The organism is Streptomyces lacrimifluminis (assembly GCF_014646095.1).
GTDB classification, from domain to species: domain Bacteria; phylum Actinomycetota; class Actinomycetes; order Streptomycetales; family Streptomycetaceae; genus Streptomyces; species Streptomyces lacrimifluminis.
In genome coordinates this window covers 120,506-139,078 of record NZ_BMMU01000017.1, presented here as the reverse complement: position 1 = coordinate 139,078, position 18,573 = coordinate 120,506, and the positions used below count along the sequence as shown (strand labels likewise).

Below are 18,573 nucleotides of genomic sequence, written 5' to 3'. Positions count from 1 at the left end.
GCCTAGTTGCCTCCTGTCGAGGTGCTGGAGACCGGGGCGACGGCGCCGGTGGCGATCACCGGTTCCTCGCACTCCCTGATTTCCCTGCTCTCCCTGCTTTCTCTGCTCTCACTGCGTGCCCTGTGGTCCTTGATCCGGGTGGCGATCCACACCCCGACCGGGGCCAGGGAGATCGCCATGGCGAGGACGGCCCAGGTGCGCATGGCCACATGGGTGTGGCCGAGGTGGACGGAGGCGACGAGTGAGATCGCCAGCAGGGCGGCCCAGAAGAGATGGATGCGGAAGGTGAGCAGCCGGTCGGGGCTGGCGTCCCCGCCCTTGGGCGTGACGACGAACCGGCTGGGGCGGCGGAGCAGGGCCGCGCCGAAGGACTTCAGGTAGATCGGCGCGGAGAGCGCCGACATCGCCATGCCGGCGAGCCCGCCGGAGCCCTCGGGTTCGTGGGGCGAGACGTTGTGCCGCCGGTTCCACAGGTACAGCCCGATCTGGAGGGCGGCGGCGTCGCTGTAGAGCATCAGCCAGACGGAGGCGGTGACCTGGGTGCCGGAGGCCCCGAACCAGAGGAAGAGGAAGCAGCTCAGAATGCCGAGGAACCAGTTGACGGCGGTCATCGGGTAGTAGACGAGCATGAGCGTGTACGAGAAGAGCCGGCCCGGGGGCATGGTGAAGGGCGCTTTCCAGTACTGCTTGAAGAGCGTCTCGTACGTGCCGCGCGACCACCTCATCTGCTGGGTGAAGAAGTCGGTCCAGGAGACGGGCCCCTCGCCGACGGCGAGCACGTCGGGCGTGTAGACGGACCTCCAGTGGCGCCCGGTGCGCGGATTGCGGCGGCGGTGGAGCTCGAACCCCGTGGCCATGTCCTCGGTGATGGAGTCGTACAGGCCGCCGATCTGTTTGACGGCCGCGATGCGTACGACGTTGTTGGTGCCGACGAACATGGGGGCGCGGTAGCGGTTGCCGGCGCGCTGGATGAGCGCGTGGAAGAGGAACTGCTGGGACTCGGCGGCCTTGGTGACGGGGTGGGTGTAGTTGCCGTACACCTGGGGGCCGACGACGAAGGCGACGTCCGGGTCGCGGAAGAAGCCCGTCATCCGCTCCAGGAAGTTGGGGAGCGGGACGTGGTCGGTGTCGACGGAGGCGTAGAGGTCGTACTCGTCGCCGTGCATGGCGATCCACGCGTTGTAGTTTCCGTGCTTGGTACGGGCCTTGTGGACGCCCTTGTCCCGGTTCCACTCGGGGACCCCGTGCCGGCTGAAGTGCCGTACGCCCAGTTCGGCGCAGAGCGCCTTGGCCTGTTCGTCGTCGCCCTCGTCGAGGAGCCAGACGTCCAGGGGGCCGGTGTGGTGGACGCGGGTCGCGCCTTCGAGGGTGGCCCGGACCATCGCGAGGCATTCCTTGCCCGGGACGTACGTGGTGAGGAAGGCGACGCGGATGCCGGGCTCGGGTACGACGGGGACGGGGTCGCGGGCGACCATGGTGGCGTGGGCGATGGACGCCACGTTGACGACCATGAACAGTTCGATCAGCCCGATGGCGACGAGCATCACGATGTCGAGATCGACCATCCACGTCTCACCGGCCTCGCGCTCCACCCAGTGGGTGGGCCACACGAGGTAGACGAGCAGGGCCCCGGTGAGCAGGGGCGCGAGGGTCATGAGCAGGACGGCGCGTATTCGGCGCGGCTCGCGGGAGAGGAGCGAGGTGTACCGCACCTGGTACGGGGATCCGGCGGGCGCCTCGGTCAGGGGTCCGGCGAGCCGGCTGTGGGTGTCGTAGTCGTAGCCGTCCGGCCGCACAGCGCCCTCCAGTGATCGAACGAGCCGATATCCCCACCAAAGTGGAGATATGACGGCGAGTCGAACTGGGTGCGTCCGGACGGGTGAGCGCGTACGGGGCCGGTTTACCGGTTGAGGGGTGCCTCGTCACCGGGTGAGGATGACGGGGAGAGGTGACGCTCCACCGTCTCCACCTTGGAGGTCAGACCGTCGGTCACGCCGGGGCGGATGTCCGCCTTGAGGACGAGGGAGACACGCGGCGCGCGAGCCTCGACGGCGGCGACGGCACGTCTGACGACGTCCATGACCTCGTCCCAGTCGCCCTCGATGGACGTGAACATGGCGTCGGTGCGGTTGGGGAGCCCGGACTCGCGGACGACGCGGACGGCGTCGGCGACGTACTCCCCCACCTCCTCACCGACGCCGAGGGGCGTCACGGAGAAGGCGGCGATCATGACTTGTAGGCCTCTTCCTGGCGGACCCGGGAGGCGATGGCCGCGTCGACCGCGCTCTCGGCCTCGCGGCGCAGCCTGCGCTCGGCGAAGAAGCCGCCGGCCGGGAGGACGGAGAGGACGAAGTAGAGGGCCGCGGTCTTCAGGGACCACTTGGCGCGGTTCCAGGCGTCCGCCCAGAAGATCACGTAGAGGACGAAGAGGAATCCGTGGACCGCGCCCATGACGGGCACCGCGTTGAAGTCCGTGGTCCGCTTCAGCACCGAGCAGACCAGCAGGAGGAGGAAGGAAACGGCTTCGGGGGCCGAGACCAGGCGCAGGCGGCGGAGAGCGGAGGCGGTCTTGATGTCCACGGGTCACCTTCGGTGGGTGCGAGGGGGTCGCTTTGTGAATGGATGCACAAACGTTCGCCCATTGTGACACCGGCGGCTCGGGCGACCGGTACGGGGGTGCGGACGGACGTTCGGATGTTCGGCCCCTAGGGGGAGGTTCAGGGGCGATCTCCACCTTCGGGATCTGTTGCCCGGGGTGCTCGGCGGGCTACCTTCGCCCCGTGGCGATGTTTCGACTTCAAGGCAGCAAGGTGCTGGCCATCGACATGACCGGGGACGCCGTCAAGGCGAAGAACGGCTCGATGGTGGCGTACGACGGGCAGATGGACTTCAAGAAGCTCAGCGGCGGCGGTGAGGGCATCCGGGGGATGGTCACCCGGCGGATCACCGGTGAGCAGATGACACTGATGGAGGTGAAGGGGCACGGGACGTGCTGGTTCGCCGACCGCGCCTCGGAGATCAACCTTGTCGGCCTCCAGGGGGACAAGCTGTACGTCGAGTCGAGCAACCTGCTGGCGACCGACTCGGGCCTGCGCACGGGCACGTCGTTCACCGGCATGCGCGGCGCCTCGCAGGGCAACGGCCTGTTCACGACGACCGTGGAGGGGCACGGCCAGGCGGCGATCATGTCGGACGGGCCGGCGGTGGTGCTGCGCGTCAGCCCGCAGTTCCCGCTGACGGTCGACCCGGGGGCGTACATCGCGCACCAGGGCAACGTCCGGCAGTCCTTCCAGTCCGGGGTGACGTTCCGCACCCTCATGGGCGAGGGCGGCGGCGAGGCCTTCCAGATCCGCTTCGAGGGCGACGGCCTGGTGTACGTCCAGCCCAGTGAGCGCAACACGATCGCCGGGGACGTGTGACATGCCCTTCCGTGAGATCAACTCCAAGATGGTCGAGGCGACCCTCATGCCCGGCCAGCGCGTCTTCAGCCAGCGCGGGGCGATGCTCGCCTACAAGGGCGAGGTGTCCTTCACGCCCAACGTGCAGGGCGGCCAGGGCGGGATCATGTCGATGATCGGCCGCCGGGTCGCGAACGAGGCCACCCCGCTGATGACCGTCGAGGGCAGCGGCACGGTCCTCTTCGGGCACGGCGGCCACCACATCCAGGTCATCAACCTCACCGGGGACACGCTGTGCGTCGAGGCGGACCGTCTCCTCGCCTTCGACGGCACGCTCCAGCAGGGCACGATGTTCATGGGCTCGCAGGGCGGCGTCATGGGCATGGTCCGGGGGCAGGTGACGGGCCAGGGCCTGTTCACCACCACCCTCAAGGGGCAGGGCGCGGTCGCCGTCATGGCCCACGGCGGGGTGATCGAGGTGCCGATCACCCCCCAGCGCCCGGTCCATGTCGACCCCCAGGCGTACGTCGCGCACCACGGCGACGTCCGCAACAAGCTGTCCACCGCGCTCGGCTGGCGCGACATGGTGGGCCGCGGCTCGGGCGAGGCGTTCCAGCTGGAGCTCAGCGGCAGCGGTGCGGTGTACGTCCAGGCGTCGGAGGAGAAGCTGTGACCACCTACCCGGGCGCGGGGCCCGTCGTCCACGACCCGATGACGCTGCCGTCCGACGACAGCGTCAACAACTACACCTTCTGCGTGGAGCTCAAGGGGAGCCAGTGGTTCCTGCAGAAGGGGAAGATGATCGCCTACTACGGCTCGATCGACTTCAACGGCATCGGACACGGCCGTCTGGACCGTCTTGTCCGTACGTCTTTTCATTCGCCTCTGCACGCGAGCGACTGGGTCGTGGCCGAGGGTTCGGGCAAGATGCTCCTCGCCGACCGGGCCTTCGACGTGAATTCGTACGATCTGGAGGAGGGCAACCTGACCATTCGCTCGGGCAACCTCCTCGCTTTTCAGCCAAGTCTCGCGCTCAAGCAGTCGATCGTGCCGGGCTTCCTCACCCTCATCGGAACGGGCAAGTTCGTGGCCGCCTCGAACGGCCCGGTGGTGTTCATGGAACCCCCCATCCGGGTGGACCCGCAGGCCCTGGTCGGCTGGGCCGACTGCCCCTCGCCCTGCCACCACTACGACCATGGGTACATGACGGGTCTGATGGGCGGTCTACGTGCGATGACGGGCATCGGCGGAGCCTCGGGCGAGGAGCACCAGTTCGAGTTCGTCGGGGCCGGCACGGTACTGCTCCAGTCCAGCGAGACCCTCATGGCCGAGCAGGCCACGGGAGTGGTTCCGCACGAGCCGGGAGTGCCGGGCGGCGGTGGGGCCCCCACAGGCCATCCACAGCAACCGGGCGCACCGCGCCTTCCCGGACAGCTCGGCGACCTCCAGCGTCGCTTCGGGCTGTGAGCGGTAGTCTGCGGAGTGTGACATCGAACGTGTGCCCGTCGTCACGCCACCCTCACTAGTTCGCCTTTCAACCTTTTAGGTAGACTTCATTCATGGAGACCGAGACGGCCGCAAGCTGGCTGACCGACGCGGAGCAGTGCGCCTGGCGCACCCACCTGGAGGTCAACAGGCTGTTGGCATACCAGCTCGAAAAGGACCTGCAACCGTTCGGCCTGACGATGAACGACTACGAGATCCTCGTGAACCTCTCCGAATCCGAAGACGTGCGCATGCGGATGAGTGACCTCGCGTCCGCCACTCTCCAGTCCAAGAGCCGGCTCTCCCACCAGATCACCCGCATGGAGAACGCGAACCTGGTCCGCCGCGAGAACTGCGAGTCCGACCGGCGGGGCCTGTACGCGGTGCTCACCGAGCAGGGCATGGACACGATGAACAAGGTCGCGCCCCATCATGTGGCGTCCGTGCGGCGGCACTTCATCGAGCTGCTGACCCCGGAAGCCCTGGCCCAGCTCAGCACGTCGCTCAAGCCGATCGCGCAGCACCTGCGCGGCCGACGGGGCCGGCCGTAGAACCCGTCCGACGGATCAGGTGATCGGCAGGCGGAGCTCGAACAGGGCTCCGCCTGTTGTCGCTTCACGCACGCTCAGTGTGCCGCCGTGCCGTACGGCGACGTCCCGGGCGATGGCGAGTCCGAGCCCGGCGCCGCCGTCGTCGCGGCTGCGGGCGGCGTCGAGCCGTACGAACCGCTCGAAGACCCGGTCCCGGTCCGCCATGGGCACCCCGTCCCCGTCGTCGGCGACCTCGACAACGGCCCGTCCGCCCTCCCGCCGTACGGACACGGTGACCACCGACCGGGCGTGCCGCTGCGCGTTGTCCAGCAGATTGGCGACCAGCCGCCCCAGCTGCATCCGGGACCCGGCCACCTCCACGGCGCCTGCCTCGACCGTCAGTCCTGTCCGGCCCTCCGCCTGTTCGCGGACCAGTTCCGCGAGGTCGAAGCGCGCGTCGGCGGGCCGCTCCCCCGCGTCCAGCCGGGCGAGCAGCAGCAGATCGGCGGCGAGGCGCTGCAGCCGTACGGTGTCCTCGACGGCCCCGTCCACATCCAGCAACTCCGGGTGTGCGGCGCCGACCTCGAGCTGGGTGCGCAGGGAGGCGATGGGGCTGCGCAGCTCGTGCGAGGCGTCCGCGACGAACCGGCGCTGGCGTTCCACGGAGGTCTCCAGGGCGGCCAGTGTCTCGTTCGTGGTCCGGGCGAGCCTGGCCACCTCGTCGTGCGTGTCCGGCACCGGGACGCGTCGGGCGAGATCCTCGGAGGCGGTGATCGCGGCCATCTCGGCCCGGATGCCCTCGACGGGGCGCAGCGCACGCCGGGTGACCAGCCAGGTGACGCCCGCGACGACACCGAGCAGCAGCGGGAACCCGATCAGCATGACGGTCAACGCGGTGCTGACGGCGCTCTGTTCGACGGAGAGCGGCGCGCCGGCGTGGACGGTGAGCGTGCCCTTGTCGTCGACCTCGACCCGCACGGCAGCGAACCGGTAGTCGGCCTCGTCGCCCTCGACGGTCGCGGACCCGTCGGTGAAGGAGACGTCCTCGTCGATCTCGCCGGGCGAGAGGGAGCCGTCGTCCTCGGCCGCGCTGTCGTCACGGCCGCTGTCCGCGGGCACCTGCGGACGCACGGCGGCCACACCCGTGCCGCTGATCCGCTCCAGGTCCTCGCTGGCCGCGACCAGCCGTCCGGCGGCGTCGACGACCTGGACGGGCCGGTCGTCGGCGTCGAGCGACAGCTTGTCGTACGCCGTCCCGGCCGCGAGATCGGCGGCGACCGCCCGCGCGGTCCGCTCGGCCTGCGTACCGGCCTGGCCGCTGAGGTTGGACCACAGCGACAGCAGTACGGCGGTCCCGGCGGCGACCAGCGCGACCGCGACGACGAGGGTGGCAGCGAGGGTCGCCCGGGCCCGCACGGAGCCGAGAGCGCGCCTCACCGCGGCACCTCCAGCCGGTACCCGGCACCGCGCACGGTCCGGATCAGCGGAGCGCCGAGCTTCCGGCGCAGCGTGCTGACGTACACCTCGACGATGTTCGGGTCGCCGTCGTACGCGAAGTCCCAGACGTGCTCCAGGATCTGCGCCTTGGACACCACCTCGCCGGCCCGCACGACGAGTTGTTCCAGGACGGCGAACTCCTTTGCGGTGAGGGTGACTTCGCTCTCTCCGACGTGGACGCGGTGGGCCGCGGTGTCGACCGTCAGCTCGCCGACCACATGGACGGGCGAGGTTCCCGCGGATCCGCGTCGGCGCAGCAGCGCCTTCACCCGGGCGACCAGGACGACGTAGGAGAAGGGCTTGGTCAGGTAGTCGTCGGCGCCGGTGTCCAGGCCCTCCGCCTCGTCGTACTCGCCGTCCTTGGCGGTGAGCATGAGGATCGGTACCTCGTGGCCGGCGGCGCGCAGGGCCGCGCAGACCCGGTAGCCGTTGAGGCCGGGCAGCATGATGTCGAGGATCACCAGGTCGTACGGCGTCTCGGTGGCCCGGTGCAGGCCCTCGCTGCCGTCGTGGACGACGTCCACGGCGTATCCCTCGGCGGTCAGGCCCTTGGCGAGTGACAGGGCCAGCCGCCTCTCGTCCTCGACGATCAACAGTCGCATGCGTACAGCCTCGCAAAACGAAGCTGAAGACGCCTTCAGGTGCCTTCAGGCTCGCTTCAGCCGCCGTCGGGCAGCTTGGTTCTCGTCAACGAAGCGGAGCGAATCGCCGCTGAACCGAACGAACCGAATGAACCGAACGAAGAGGCAGGAAATCCCATGAAGCGGAACATCGTCATCGCCACCCTCACCGCCACCGCCCTGGCCGGCGGCACCGTCGCCGCCTTCGCGGCGGGCGGCGACGAGACGGCGGCGCGGGACCGGACGGGGGCGAACGTGCGGGTGGCCTCCGACCGGGACGACGACACGGACGAGACCGACGCCGTCGACGAAGCCGACAGCGCCGACGACGGTACGGCTGTTCGCGGCAGCACCGCCGCCGAGGCCATCGCCGCGGCGCTGCGGCACACCCCGGGCACCGCCGTCTCCGCCGAGTCGCAGGACGACGACGACGCCGACGCCGGCACGTGGGGCGTGGAGGTCGTGCGGGGCGACGGGGCCGAGTACGACGTCAAGGTCTCCGGCACGGGGAAGGTGCTGGGGGCGCAGCGTGACACCGACGACGACAACGACAAGGACGACCGCTCCGAGTTCGCCGCGCTGAGGGGCGCGAAGTTCGACGCCCGGGAGGCCGCCGTTGCCGCCGCGGCGAAGGGCACGGTCACCGAGGTCGGCGGTGACGAGGAGGGTGGCTCGGTGGTGTGGAGCGTGGAGACGGTGAAGGGCGGCGCGGCGAGCGAGTGGAAGGTGGCGCTCGACACGGGCAAGGTCACGCAGGAGCACTCCGACGACGACTGAGTCCCGCCCCTGAGGGCCTGCGGCCCCCAGACCCCCGCTTCGGCCCTGAACGGGCCTCGTCCTCAAACGCCGGACGGGCTGAAATACCCCCGGTCTGGGTTGGTGAGATGCGGCGAACGGGTGGGTGGGTGGGTGGGTGGGAAATCAAAGCCCGGACTGAACAGGCCTCACCCCTCCGTCAGCCCCGCCACCAACTCGTCCGCAGCCCGGTAAGGATCCAGCTCCCCCGCCACGATCCGGTCTGCCAGAGCGCTCAGGCGGCGGTCGCCGTGGAGGTCGCCGATGCGTTCGCGGAGGGCCGTGACGGCGATCGTCTCGACCTCGTGGGAGGCGCGGGCGCGGCGGCGCTCGGCCAGGACGCCGTGTTCCTCCATCCACGCACGGTGCTTCTCCAGGGCCTCCACCAGCTCGTCGACCCCCTCCGACCGCGACGCGACCGTCTTCACGATCGGGGGGCGCCAGTCGCCGGGCCCTCTGGACTGGCCCAGGCCGAGCATGTGGTTCAGCTCGCGGGCGGTGGAGTCCGCGCCGTCCCGGTCCGCCTTGTTGACGACGTACACATCACCGATCTCCAGGATTCCCGCCTTGGCCGCCTGGATGCCGTCGCCCATCCCCGGCGCGAGGAGCACCACGCTGGTGTCCGCCTGCGCGGCGATCTCCACCTCGGACTGGCCCACGCCGACCGTCTCCACCAGGATCACGTCGCAGCCCGCCGCGTCCAGGACACGGATCGCCTGTGGGGCCGCCCAGGCCAGACCGCCGAGGTGGCCCCGGGTCGCCATCGAGCGGATGTAGACGCCCGGGTCCGACACGTGGTCGGACATCCGCACCCGGTCGCCGAGCAGCGCGCCGCCGGAGAAGGGCGACGACGGGTCGACGGCGAGTACGCCGACCCGCCTGCCCTGCCGCCGGTACGCCGTGACCAGCGCCGAGGTCGACGTCGACTTGCCCACGCCCGGTGATCCCGTCAGGCCGACCACGTACGCGTTGCCCGCCAGCGGGGCCAGTGCGGCCATGACCTCGCGGAGTTGTCCGGACGCCCCCTCCACCAGGGAGATCAGCCTGGCCACGGCCCGCGGCCGGCCTTCCCGGGCCTGGGCCACCAGCGTGGGGACGTCCTGCATCACAACTCCGTTCCGATCACAGCCGTATGGATACCCGTTATGCCTTGGGTACCCGCACGATCAGCGCGTCACCCTGGCCGCCGCCCCCGCACAGGGCCGCCGCGCCCACGCCGCCGCCGCGCCGCTTCAGCTCCAGGGCCAGGTGCAGTACGAGCCGTGCGCCGGACATGCCGATCGGGTGGCCCAGGGCGATCGCTCCGCCGTTGACGTTCACCCGTTCCGTGGACACCCCGAGGTCCTTGATTGACTGGACCGCGACCGCCGCGAAGGCCTCGTTGATCTCGATCAGGTCAAGATCCTCGACGCCCAGGCCCTCCTTCCCGAGGGCGTGCAGGATGGCGTTGGAGGGCTGGGACTGGAGGGAGTTGTCCGGGCCCGCCACATTGCCGTGGGCGCCGATCTCCGCGATCCACTCCAGGCCGAGTTCCTCGGCCTTCGCCCTGCTCATCACGACCACGGCCGCCGCACCGTCCGAGATCTGCGACGACGTGCCCGCCGTGATCGTGCCGTCCTTCGTGAACGCCGGGCGCAGCTTGCCCAGCGACTCCGCCGTCGTCTCCGCCCGGATGCCCTCGTCCTGGCTGAAAACGATCGGTTCGCCCTTGCGCTGCGGGATCTCCACCGGCGTGATCTCCGCCTCGAACACGCCGTTCTTCTGGGCCGCCGCCGCGCGCTGGTGGGAGGCGGCGGCGATCTCGTCCTGCTCGGGGCGCAGGATGCCCAGACGCGTGTTGTGCTTCTCCGTCGACTCGCCCATGGCGATGTTCTCGAAGGCGTCGGTGAGACCGTCGTACGCCATCGCGTCGAGCATCTCGATCGCGCCGTACTTGAAGCCCTCGCGGGACTTGGGGAGCAGGTGGGGGGCGTTCGTCATGGATTCCTGGCCACCGGCCACCACGATGTCGAACTCGCCGGCGCGGATCAGCTGGTCCGCCAGCGCGATCGCGTCCAGGCCCGACAGACACACCTTGTTGATGGTCAGCGCCGGGACGTTCATCGGGATGCCGGCCTTGACCGCGGCCTGGCGGGCCGGGATCTGGCCCGCACCGGCCTGGAGGACCTGGCCCATGATCACGTACTGCACCTGGTCGCCACCGATCCCCGCACGGTCGAGGGCGGCCTTGATCGCGAAGCCGCCGAGGTCGGCTCCGGAGAAGGTCTTCAGCGAGCCCAGCAACCGCCCCATGGGCGTGCGTGCGCCCGCGACGATCACCGAGGTACTGCTGTTCGTTCCTGACATGAGGTGCGATCCCCTTTCAGCTGGGGAGCTGAGGAGTGTGAACGAGGGTTTACCTGAATGTACTGAGCGGTAGTCCCGCCGTCATCGGGCCGTCGGTGTGATCGCGCGCACGTTGCGTAACCGCCTCCGGAGCGCTGCACTGACACCATGCTGACGCGAATCGACCACATCGGGATCGCCTGTTTCGACCTCGACAAGACCGTCGAGTTCTACCGGGCCACGTACGGCTTCGAGGTGTTCCACTCCGAGGTCAACGAGGAGCAGGGCGTACGCGAGGCCATGTTGAAGATCAACAACACGGACGACGGCGGCGCCTCCTACCTCCAGCTCCTGGAGCCCACCCGCGAGGACTCCGCCGTGGGCAAGTGGCTCGCCAAGAACGGGGAGGGAGTGCACCACATCGCTTTCGGTACGGCGGATGTCGACGGAGATGCCGCCGACATCCGCGACAAGGGCGTACGCGTTCTGTACGAGGAGCCACGGCGCGGCTCCATGGGGTCGCGGATCACCTTCCTGCACCCCAAGGATTGCCACGGAGTACTGACAGAACTGGTCACTTCGGCGGCTGTTGAGTCACCTGAGCACTGACCCTCGTACATATGGGCCGGTAGGGTTGGGGACAGCCGCTGCCGTGTTGTCGGGGAGCGGCCCGGATCCCGGTGTGTGGAGGTGCGGGATCCGAGGGCCGGGGTACAGGTTTCGGGGGCCGAGGGTGAGGGCGGGAGTCCGTGCTTCGCCGTTGATCTGACACCATTCCCCGGGGGTCCCGTCCGGCGGATGGACGTGGCTCGTTCGGAGAAGGTTGCGACCAGGGGACGGATGGGACCGCGCAGTGCGGGGCTACGAACGCCAGGAGCGAGAGCCGGCGGCTGACGTCGACCACCTCTCTCGGTTCGAGGCCGAGATGGAGCGGCTGAAGACCGAGCGGGAAAAGGCGATTCAGCATGCCGAGGACCTCGGCTACCAGGTCGAGGTGCTGCGCGCCAAGCTTCACGAGGCGCGCCGCACCCTCATGTCCCGGCCCGCCTATGACGGCGGTGACATCGGCTATCAGGCCGAGCAGTTGCTGCGCAACGCGCAGATCCAGGCGGATCAGCTGCGCCAGGACGCCGAGCGCGAGATCTCGCAGGCGCGCGCGCAGACGCAGCGCATCCTGCAGGAGCACGCCGAACAGGCGGCCCGGTTGCAGGCCGAGCTGCACCAGGAGGCGGTCACCCGCCGCCAGCAGCTCGACCAGGAGCTGGCCGAACGCCGGCAGACCGTCGAGGCGCACGTCAACGAGAACGTGGCGTGGGCCGAGCAGCTGCGGGCCCGCAGCGAGTCCCAGGCGCGTCGGCTCGTCGACGAGTCGCGGGCGGAGGCCGAGCAGGCGCTGGCCGCCGCGCGCGCCGAGGCCGAGCGGGTCGCGAACGAGGCCAGGCTGCGGCTGCAGAGCGAGGGCGAGTCCGCCCGCGCGGAGGCCGACCAGTTGCTGCGCCGGGCGCGTGCCGAGGCCGAGCGTCTCCTGAACAGCGCCACCTCCGAGGCCCGCGAGGCCGCCGACCACGCCGAGCAGCTGCGCAGCTCCACGGTGACCGAGTCGGACAGCGCCCGCCGTCAGGCCACCGAGCTGAGCCGCGCCGCCGAGCAGCGCATGCAGGAGGCCGAGGCCGCCCTGCGGGAGGCACGCGCCGAGGCCGAGAAGGTCCTCACCGAGGCGAAGGAGACCGCGACCAAGACGATCTCCAGCGCCGAGTCGGCCAACGAGCAGCGCACCCGTACGGCGAAGGAGCAGGTCGCCCGGCTGGTCACCGAGGCAAGCCAGGAGGCCGAGGCCACCAAGGCGTCCGCCGAGGAGATCGTCGCCGACGCCAAGGCCAAGGCCGAGAAGATCGTCGCGGAGGCCGAGGAGACCGCGCGCAGTCTCACCGCCGAGGAGACCGCATCCCAGCTCGCCAAGGCGGCCCGCACCGCCGAGGACGTCCTCAACAAGGCGTCCGAGGAAGCGAAGTCGACCACCCGGGCGGCCACCGAGGAGGCCGAGCGCATCCGCGCCGAGGCCGAGGCGGAGGCGGACCGGCTGCGCGCCGAGGCGCACGACATCGCCGAGCAGCTCAAGGGCACGGCGAAGGACGACACCAAGGAGTACCGCGCCAAGACCGTCGAGCTCCAGGAGGAGGCCCGGCGGCTGCGCGGCGAGGCCGAGCAGCTGCGCGCCGACGCGGTCGCCGAGGGCGAGCGCATCCGCGCGGAGGCGCGCCGTGAGGCCGTCCAGCAGATCGAGGAGGCGGCCAGGACCGCCGAGGAGCTGCTCGCCAAGGCGAAGGCGGACGCGGACGAGACGCGCCAGACCGCACAGTCGGACAGCGAGAAGGTCCGTACGGAGGCCATCGAGCGCGCGACGACGCTGCGCCGGCAGGCCGAGGAGACCCTGGAGCGCACCCGCAAGGAGGCCGAGCGGCACCGCGCGGAGGCCGTCGAGCAGTCCGAGGGCATCAAGGCGGACGCCGAGCAGGCCGCGCGCGAGCTGCGCGAGGAGACCGAACGGGCGATAGGGGTCCGCCGCGACGAGGCCGCCGCCGACCTCACCCGGCTGCAGACCGAGGCCGAGGACCGGCTCACCGCCGCCGAGCAGGCGCTCACCGACGCCCGCTCGGAGGCCGACCGGACCCGCCGCGAGGGGTCCGAGGAGGCGGAGCGGCTTCGTTCGGAGGCCGCCGAGCGCATCCGCAGCCTGCAGGCGCAGGCCGACGCGGAGATCCAGCGGCTGCGCGACGAGGCGGCGGCGGACGCGTCCGCGTCCCGGGCGGAGGGCGAGGCCATCGCCGTACGCCTGCGGTCCGAGGCGGCGGCCGAGGCCGAGCGGCTGAAGACGGAGGCCCAGGACACCGCCGACCGGGTACGGGCGGAGGCGCAGGCCGCCGCCGAGCGACTGGCGACGGAGGCGTCGGAGACGCTGGCCGCCGCCCAGGAGGAGGCCGCCCGGCGTCGCCGCGAGGCCGAGGAGACCCTCGGTTCCGCCCGCCAGGAGGCCGACCAGGAGCGCGAGCGGGCCCGCGAGCAGAGCGAGGAACTGCTGGCGTCTGCGCGCAGGCGCGTTGAGGACGCCCAGGCCGAGGCCGTACGGCTGGTCGAGGAGGCGGATCGCCGGGCCACCGAGATGGTGTCGGCGGCCGAGCAGCACGCCCAGCAGGTGCGGGAGTCGGTGTCCGGGCTGCACGAGCAGGCCCAGGAGGAGATCCAGGGGCTGCGTTCCGCCGCCGAGCACGTCGCCGACCGGATGCGGCGCGAGGCGTCCGAGGAGTCGGACCGGGTCCGCGCCGATGCCTACTCCGAGCGGGAGCGGGCCTCGGAGGACGCGAGCCGGGTCCGGCGCGAGGCGGCGGAGGCGTCGGAGCACGCCAAGGCGCTCGCCGAGCGCACGGTGGGCGAGGCGATCGCCGAGGCGGAGCGGCTGCGTCAGGACGCCGCCGCGCACGCCCAGCGGGTGCGTACCGAGGCGTCGGACACCATCGCGGGTGCCGAGCAGGACGCGGCGCGCAGCCGTGCGGAGGCGCGCGAGGACGCGAACCGGATCCGTTCGGACGCGGCGACGCAGGCCGACACGCTGATCACCGAGGTGACGGCGGAGGCGGAGCGGCTCACCGAGGAGACCAACGCCGAGGCGGAGCGGGTCCGGGCCGAGTCCGTGGCCGCGGCCGAGCAGCTGATCTCGGAGGCGACCGGGGAAGCGGAGCGGCTGCGGGCCGAGGCCGCCGACACGGTCGGTTCGGCGCAGCAGCACGCGGAGCGGGTCCGTACGGAGGCGGAGCGGGTCAGGGCCGAGGCTGCGGCGGAGGCCGACCGGCTCATGTCGACCGCGCGCGACGAGGCCGACAACACGCTGGACGAGGCCCGCAAGGAGGCCAACAAGCGACGCTCCGAGGCGGCCGAGCAGGTCGACACGCTCATCACGGAGACGGCCGCCGAGGCCGACAAGCTCCTGTCGGAGTCGCAGCAGGCCGCGCAGAAGACGACGGCGGAGGCGGAGGCGCAGGCCGACTCGATGGTGGGCGCGGCCCGCAGCGAGGCCGACCGGCTGGTGGCCCAGGCGACAGCCAGGGGCAACTCGACGGTGGAGAAGGCCCGCGCGAACGCGGACGAGCTGCTCGTCGGCGCCCGCCGGGACGCCACCGCCATAAGGGGGCGCGCGGAGGAGCTGCGTGACCGCATCACCGCCGAGATCGAAAGCCTGCACGAGCGGGCCCGCCGCGAGGCCGCCGAGACCATGAGGTCGACCGGTGACCGCTGTGACGCGCTGATCACGGCCGCCGAGGAGCAGCTGGCCAAGGCCGAGGCGAAGGCCAAGGACCTGGTCTCGGAGGCCAACTCCGAGGCGGGCAAGGTCCGTATCGCCGCCGTCAAGAAGGCCGAGGGGCTCCTGAAGGAGGCCGAGCAGAAGAAGTCCTCGCTGATCCGGGAGGCCGAGGAACTGCGGGCCGAGGCGATCCGCGAGGCGAAGGCCACGGTCGAGGAGGGCAAGCGCGAGCTCGAAGTCCTCGTCCGGCGTCGCGAGGACATTCAGGCGGAGATTTCCCGTGTCCAGGACGTCCTGGAGGCGTTGGAGTCTTTTGAGGCCCCGGCGGCGAACAAGGACGGCGGCGTCAAGGCGGGCGCTGCCGTCGGCGTGACCCGTTCGGGTGGCAAGTCGTCAGACGGCTGACACGGAGCGCGCGTTGCGTACATCCTGTGGGGCTTTCTGGGGTCTTTGACCAATTCTTTGGCAAGCAGTCCGCCGGTTAGCCACTCAAAAGGGGTCTCATTCTCCATATCAATCGGGTGACTGCTCGATGACACGCCGCTTGGACCCCTAGGATTCCACCTATCACCTCACCGGTCTCATTCGACAGGAACCCCATGAGCGACACTTCCCCCTACGGCTTCGAGCTTGTGCGGCGTGGGTACGACCGCGCTCAGGTGGACGAACGCATCTCGAAGCTCGTCTCCGACCGTGACAGCGCTCTGGCTCGGATCACTGCTCTGGAAAAGCGCATCGAGGAGCTCCACCTCGAAACGCAGAACGCCCAGGCCCAGGTCAGCGACGCAGAGCCGTCGTACGCCGGTCTCGGCGCGCGCGTCGAGAAGATCCTCCGTCTCGCCGAGGAGGAGGCGAAGGACCTGCGCGAGGAGGCCCGTCGCGCGGCCGAGCAGCACCGTGAGCTCGCCGAGTCGGCGGCCCAGCAGGTGCGCAACGACGCAGAATCGTTCGCTGCGGACCGCAAGTCCAAGGCGGAGGACGAGGGCGTCCGGATCGTCGAGAAGGCCAAGAGCGACGCCTCCCAGCTGCGTCAGGAGGCGACGAAGGACGCGCAGTCCAAGCGCGAGGAGGCGGACGCCCTCTTCGAGGAGACCCGCGCCAAGGCCGCCCAGGCCGCCGCGGACTTCGAGACGAACCTCGCCAAGCGCCGCGAGCAGTCGGAGCGCGACCTCGCGTCCCGTCAGGCCAAGGCCGAGAAGCGCCTCGCGGAGATCGAGCACCGCGCGGAGCAGCTTCGCCTGGAGGCCGAGAAGCTGCGCACGGACGCCGAGCGCCGCGCCCGCCAGACGGTCGAGACGGCCCAGCGCCAGGCCGAGGACATCGTGGCCGACGCGAACGCCAAGGCCGACCGGATCCGTTCGGAATCGGAGCGCGAGCTGGCGGCTCTCACCAACCGCCGCGACTCGATCAACGCCCAGCTGACGAACGTCCGCGAGATGCTCGCCACCCTGACGGGAGCCGCGGTCGCCGCCGCCGGCGCCCCGGCCACGGACGACGAGCCGATCACCCGCGGGGTTCCGGCCCAGCAGTCGCGGTAAGCAGCAGGACGGACGTCGTGTAGACGGCTGTAGACGCCCGCACCCCTCGCACGAGGGGTGCGGGCGTCTTTGTTGGGGGCGCGGGGCTGTGACATTTGCGGCTCCGCCGCGCGGGCGCGACAAGCCACGACGGCGCAGCACGCACCCACCGGCGATCACTGCCGAGCCCGAACCCGCGTTCACCAAATGTTCCGGCACACGTGCCCCCCTGCCCGGCGGAGCCGACTGGCATCGCCCGAACCCTCGAACTAGCGTGGCCGCATGATCGAGCTAGAGGGGCTGACCAAGCGGTACGGCGACAAGATGGCGGTCAACCACCTGACGTTCACCGTCAGACCGGGCATCGTGACCGGCTTCCTCGGCCCCAACGGCGCCGGCAAGTCCACCACCATGCGGATGATGCTCGGCCTCGACCGCCCCACCGCCGGCGATGTCCGGATCGACGGTCAGCACTACGACCGGCTGAAGGACCCCCTCAAGTACATCGGCGCCCTCCTCGACGCCAAGGCCATGCACGGCGGTCGCAGCGCCTTCAACCACCTGCTCTGTCTCGCGCAGAGCAACGGCATCCCCTCCTCGCGCGTGCACGAGGTGCTCGACACCGTCGGGCTCACGGCGGTCGCCCGGAAGAAGGCGAAGGGGTTCTCGCTCGGCATGGGGCAGCGCCTCGGTATCGCGGGCGCGCTCCTCGGTGACCCGCGGATCCTGATGTTCGACGAGCCGGTCAACGGGCTCGACCCCGAGGGCATCCACTGGATCCGCAACCTGATGAAATCACTGGCCGAGCAGGGCCGTACGATCTTCGTCTCCTCGCATCTCATGAGCGAGATGGCGCTGACCGCCGACCACCTGGTCGTCATCGGGCAGGGGCGGCTGCTCGCCGACACCTCCATGGCGGACTTCATCGAGCAGAACTCGCGTTCGTACGTCCGTATCCGCTCCCCCCAGCGCGAACGGCTGCTCGACGTCCTGTACGCCGCCGGGATCACGGCGGTGCAGGCCGGCGGCGAGACGCTCGAAGTGGACGGCGGGAAGGCCGAGCAGATCGGTGAGCTGGCCGCGCAGCACCACCTCGTGCTGCACGAGCTGAGCCCCCAACAGGCCTCCCTGGAGGAGGCGTTCATGCGGCTGACCGCCGAGTCGGTCGAGTACCACGCGCATTCCGACACCCCGGCCCCGTCCGGCCTCCCGGCCGGCGCCCCGCCCGATTCCTCGGCGGCGGCGTGGGGCGACGGCTGGCAGGAAGGACGGTCATGACGGCCGCTCAGGTCATCCGGTCCGAGTGGACCAAGATCCGGTCGGTGGCGTCCACGGTGTGGACGCTCGGTCTCGCGGCCGTGGTGACGATCGCGCTCGGCGCGCTGATCTCGCTGCTCTTCAAGAACCAGTGGAGCGACCTCAGCGAGAAGGACCGGCTGTCCTTCGACCCGACGTACACCAGTTTCGCGGGGATGAGTCTCGGGCAGCTCGCGATGATCGTGTTCGGGGTGCTCGTCGTGTCGAACGAGTACAGCACCGGCATGATCCGCACCTCGCTGGCCGCCGTACCGCAGCGCGGCACGTTCCTCGCCTGCAAGCTCGCGGTGGCGGCCGGGCTCGCCTTCGCGGTCGGGATCGTCACCAGCTTCGCCGCGTTCTTCCTCGGGCAGGCGATGCTGGGCGGACATTCGACGTCCATCGGCGATCCGGGCGTACTGCGCGCGGTCCTCGGCGGGGCGCTCTACATGACGCTGATCGCCCTGTTCTCCATGGGCGTGGCCGCGATGCTGCGCAGCCCGATGCTGTCGCTGGGCATCCTGATGCCGTTCTTCTTCCTGATCTCCAACATCCTGGGCGCGGTCTCGGCGACGAAGAAGATCGCCCGCTATCTGCCCGACCAGGCCGGCAGCAAGATCATGCAGGTGGTCACCCCGGTCGACAACGACACTCCCTACGGTCCCTGGGGCGGGCTCGCCATCATGGTGGGGTGGGTCGTCGTGGCCCTGCTCGGCGGCTATGTGCTGCTGAAGCAGCGGGACGCGTGAGCGGTCCGCCGGGGGGGGGCGGTTTCTTCGCCGCGGGCCGGTGGGGGCTGTCGCGCCCGTGACG

17 protein-coding genes are annotated in these 18,573 nt (G+C 70.5%); 10 read left to right on the top strand and 7 right to left on the bottom strand.

Going from position 1 to position 18,573, the window contains the following annotated elements; all coding sequences use genetic code 11:
- Window positions 1-2: 2 nt before the first annotated feature.
- The 3 genes from IEY89_RS24460 to IEY89_RS24450 form a co-directional block, all read right to left on the bottom strand.
- The gene (locus IEY89_RS24460; protein ID WP_189149624.1) at window positions 3-1,796 is read right to left on the bottom strand and encodes a glycosyltransferase family 2 protein; all 1,794 of its coding nucleotides are present in this window, start codon (window positions 1,794-1,796) and stop codon (window positions 3-5) included.
- A gap of 104 nt (window positions 1,797-1,900) precedes the next feature.
- On the bottom strand, window positions 1,901-2,230 hold the full coding sequence (locus tag IEY89_RS24455; RefSeq protein WP_189149623.1) for an MTH1187 family thiamine-binding protein: 330 nt from the start codon (window positions 2,228-2,230) through the stop codon (window positions 1,901-1,903).
- Window positions 2,227-2,580 (bottom strand): DUF3817 domain-containing protein, encoded by a 354-nt coding sequence (locus IEY89_RS24450; RefSeq protein WP_189149622.1) that lies wholly within the window; start codon window positions 2,578-2,580, stop codon window positions 2,227-2,229. Before IEY89_RS24450 ends, IEY89_RS24455 begins: the two co-directional genes overlap by 4 nt.
- Before the next feature lie 206 nt (window positions 2,581-2,786).
- On the opposite strand from IEY89_RS24450, the gene IEY89_RS24445 reads away from it, so the two are divergent.
- From IEY89_RS24445 to IEY89_RS24430, 4 genes are all read left to right on the top strand, one after another.
- Complete coding sequence (locus IEY89_RS24445) at window positions 2,787-3,419, top strand: AIM24 family protein (protein WP_189149669.1); 633 nt, start codon at window positions 2,787-2,789, stop codon at window positions 3,417-3,419.
- 1 nt (window position 3,420) lies between these two features.
- The gene (locus IEY89_RS24440) at window positions 3,421-4,071 is read left to right on the top strand and encodes an AIM24 family protein (protein WP_189149621.1); all 651 of its coding nucleotides are present in this window, start codon (window positions 3,421-3,423) and stop codon (window positions 4,069-4,071) included.
- Entirely contained in the window at window positions 4,068-4,865 is a 798-nt protein-coding gene (locus IEY89_RS24435; RefSeq protein ID WP_189149620.1) for an AIM24 family protein, read from the top strand. Before IEY89_RS24440 ends, IEY89_RS24435 begins: the two co-directional genes overlap by 4 nt.
- 92 nt (window positions 4,866-4,957) lie before the next feature.
- The gene (locus tag IEY89_RS24430) at window positions 4,958-5,434 is read left to right on the top strand and encodes a MarR family winged helix-turn-helix transcriptional regulator (protein ID WP_189149619.1); all 477 of its coding nucleotides are present in this window, start codon (window positions 4,958-4,960) and stop codon (window positions 5,432-5,434) included.
- Between the two features lie 15 nt (window positions 5,435-5,449).
- Here the strand turns inward: IEY89_RS24430 and IEY89_RS24425 are convergent, their stop codons facing one another.
- Together IEY89_RS24425 and IEY89_RS24420 are read right to left on the bottom strand one after the other, a co-directional pair.
- Window positions 5,450-6,850, bottom strand: coding sequence for a sensor histidine kinase (locus IEY89_RS24425; RefSeq protein WP_189149618.1), 1,401 nt, complete (start codon window positions 6,848-6,850; stop codon window positions 5,450-5,452).
- Window positions 6,847-7,512 carry a response regulator transcription factor gene (locus IEY89_RS24420; RefSeq protein ID WP_189149617.1) on the bottom strand — a complete coding sequence of 222 codons (666 nt, stop codon included), beginning with the start codon at window positions 7,510-7,512 and terminating at the stop codon, window positions 6,847-6,849. The genes IEY89_RS24425 and IEY89_RS24420 overlap by 4 nt, the downstream gene beginning before the upstream one ends.
- Window positions 7,513-7,668: 156 nt before the next feature.
- Between IEY89_RS24420 and IEY89_RS24415 the strand changes: the two genes are divergently transcribed.
- Window positions 7,669-8,307, top strand: a complete 639-nt coding sequence (locus IEY89_RS24415; RefSeq protein ID WP_189149616.1) for a PepSY domain-containing protein — start codon at window positions 7,669-7,671, stop codon at window positions 8,305-8,307.
- 167 nt (window positions 8,308-8,474) lie between these two features.
- Here IEY89_RS24415 and meaB read toward each other — a convergent pair whose 3' ends face one another.
- Both meaB and IEY89_RS24405 read right to left on the bottom strand, forming a co-directional pair.
- A complete protein-coding gene (gene meaB / locus IEY89_RS24410) occupies window positions 8,475-9,431 on the bottom strand; it encodes a methylmalonyl Co-A mutase-associated GTPase MeaB (RefSeq protein ID WP_189149615.1) in 957 nt (318 codons plus the stop codon).
- 37 nt (window positions 9,432-9,468) lie between these two features.
- Entirely contained in the window at window positions 9,469-10,671 is a 1,203-nt protein-coding gene (locus IEY89_RS24405) for an acetyl-CoA C-acetyltransferase (protein ID WP_189149614.1), read from the bottom strand.
- A gap of 147 nt (window positions 10,672-10,818) precedes the next feature.
- Here IEY89_RS24405 and mce point away from each other — a divergent pair, with 147 nt between their 5' ends.
- From mce to IEY89_RS24380, 5 genes are all read left to right on the top strand, one after another.
- The gene (gene mce / locus IEY89_RS24400) at window positions 10,819-11,259 is read left to right on the top strand and encodes a methylmalonyl-CoA epimerase (RefSeq protein WP_189149613.1); all 441 of its coding nucleotides are present in this window, start codon (window positions 10,819-10,821) and stop codon (window positions 11,257-11,259) included.
- Between the two features lie 244 nt (window positions 11,260-11,503).
- A complete protein-coding gene (gene scy / locus IEY89_RS24395; protein ID WP_189149612.1) occupies window positions 11,504-15,352 on the top strand; it encodes a polarized growth protein Scy in 3,849 nt (1,282 codons plus the stop codon).
- Between the two features lie 194 nt (window positions 15,353-15,546).
- Window positions 15,547-16,485, top strand: coding sequence for a coiled-coil domain-containing protein (locus tag IEY89_RS24390; RefSeq protein WP_189149611.1), 939 nt, complete (start codon window positions 15,547-15,549; stop codon window positions 16,483-16,485).
- 261 nt (window positions 16,486-16,746) lie between these two features.
- Window positions 16,747-17,742: an ABC transporter ATP-binding protein gene (locus tag IEY89_RS24385; RefSeq protein WP_189149610.1), complete on the top strand. Its 996-nt coding sequence runs from the start codon at window positions 16,747-16,749 to the stop codon at window positions 17,740-17,742.
- Window positions 17,739-18,509: an ABC transporter permease gene (locus IEY89_RS24380; RefSeq protein ID WP_189149609.1), complete on the top strand. Its 771-nt coding sequence runs from the start codon at window positions 17,739-17,741 to the stop codon at window positions 18,507-18,509. Before IEY89_RS24385 ends, IEY89_RS24380 begins: the two co-directional genes overlap by 4 nt.
- The last annotated feature ends 64 nt before the right edge of the window (window positions 18,510-18,573 follow it).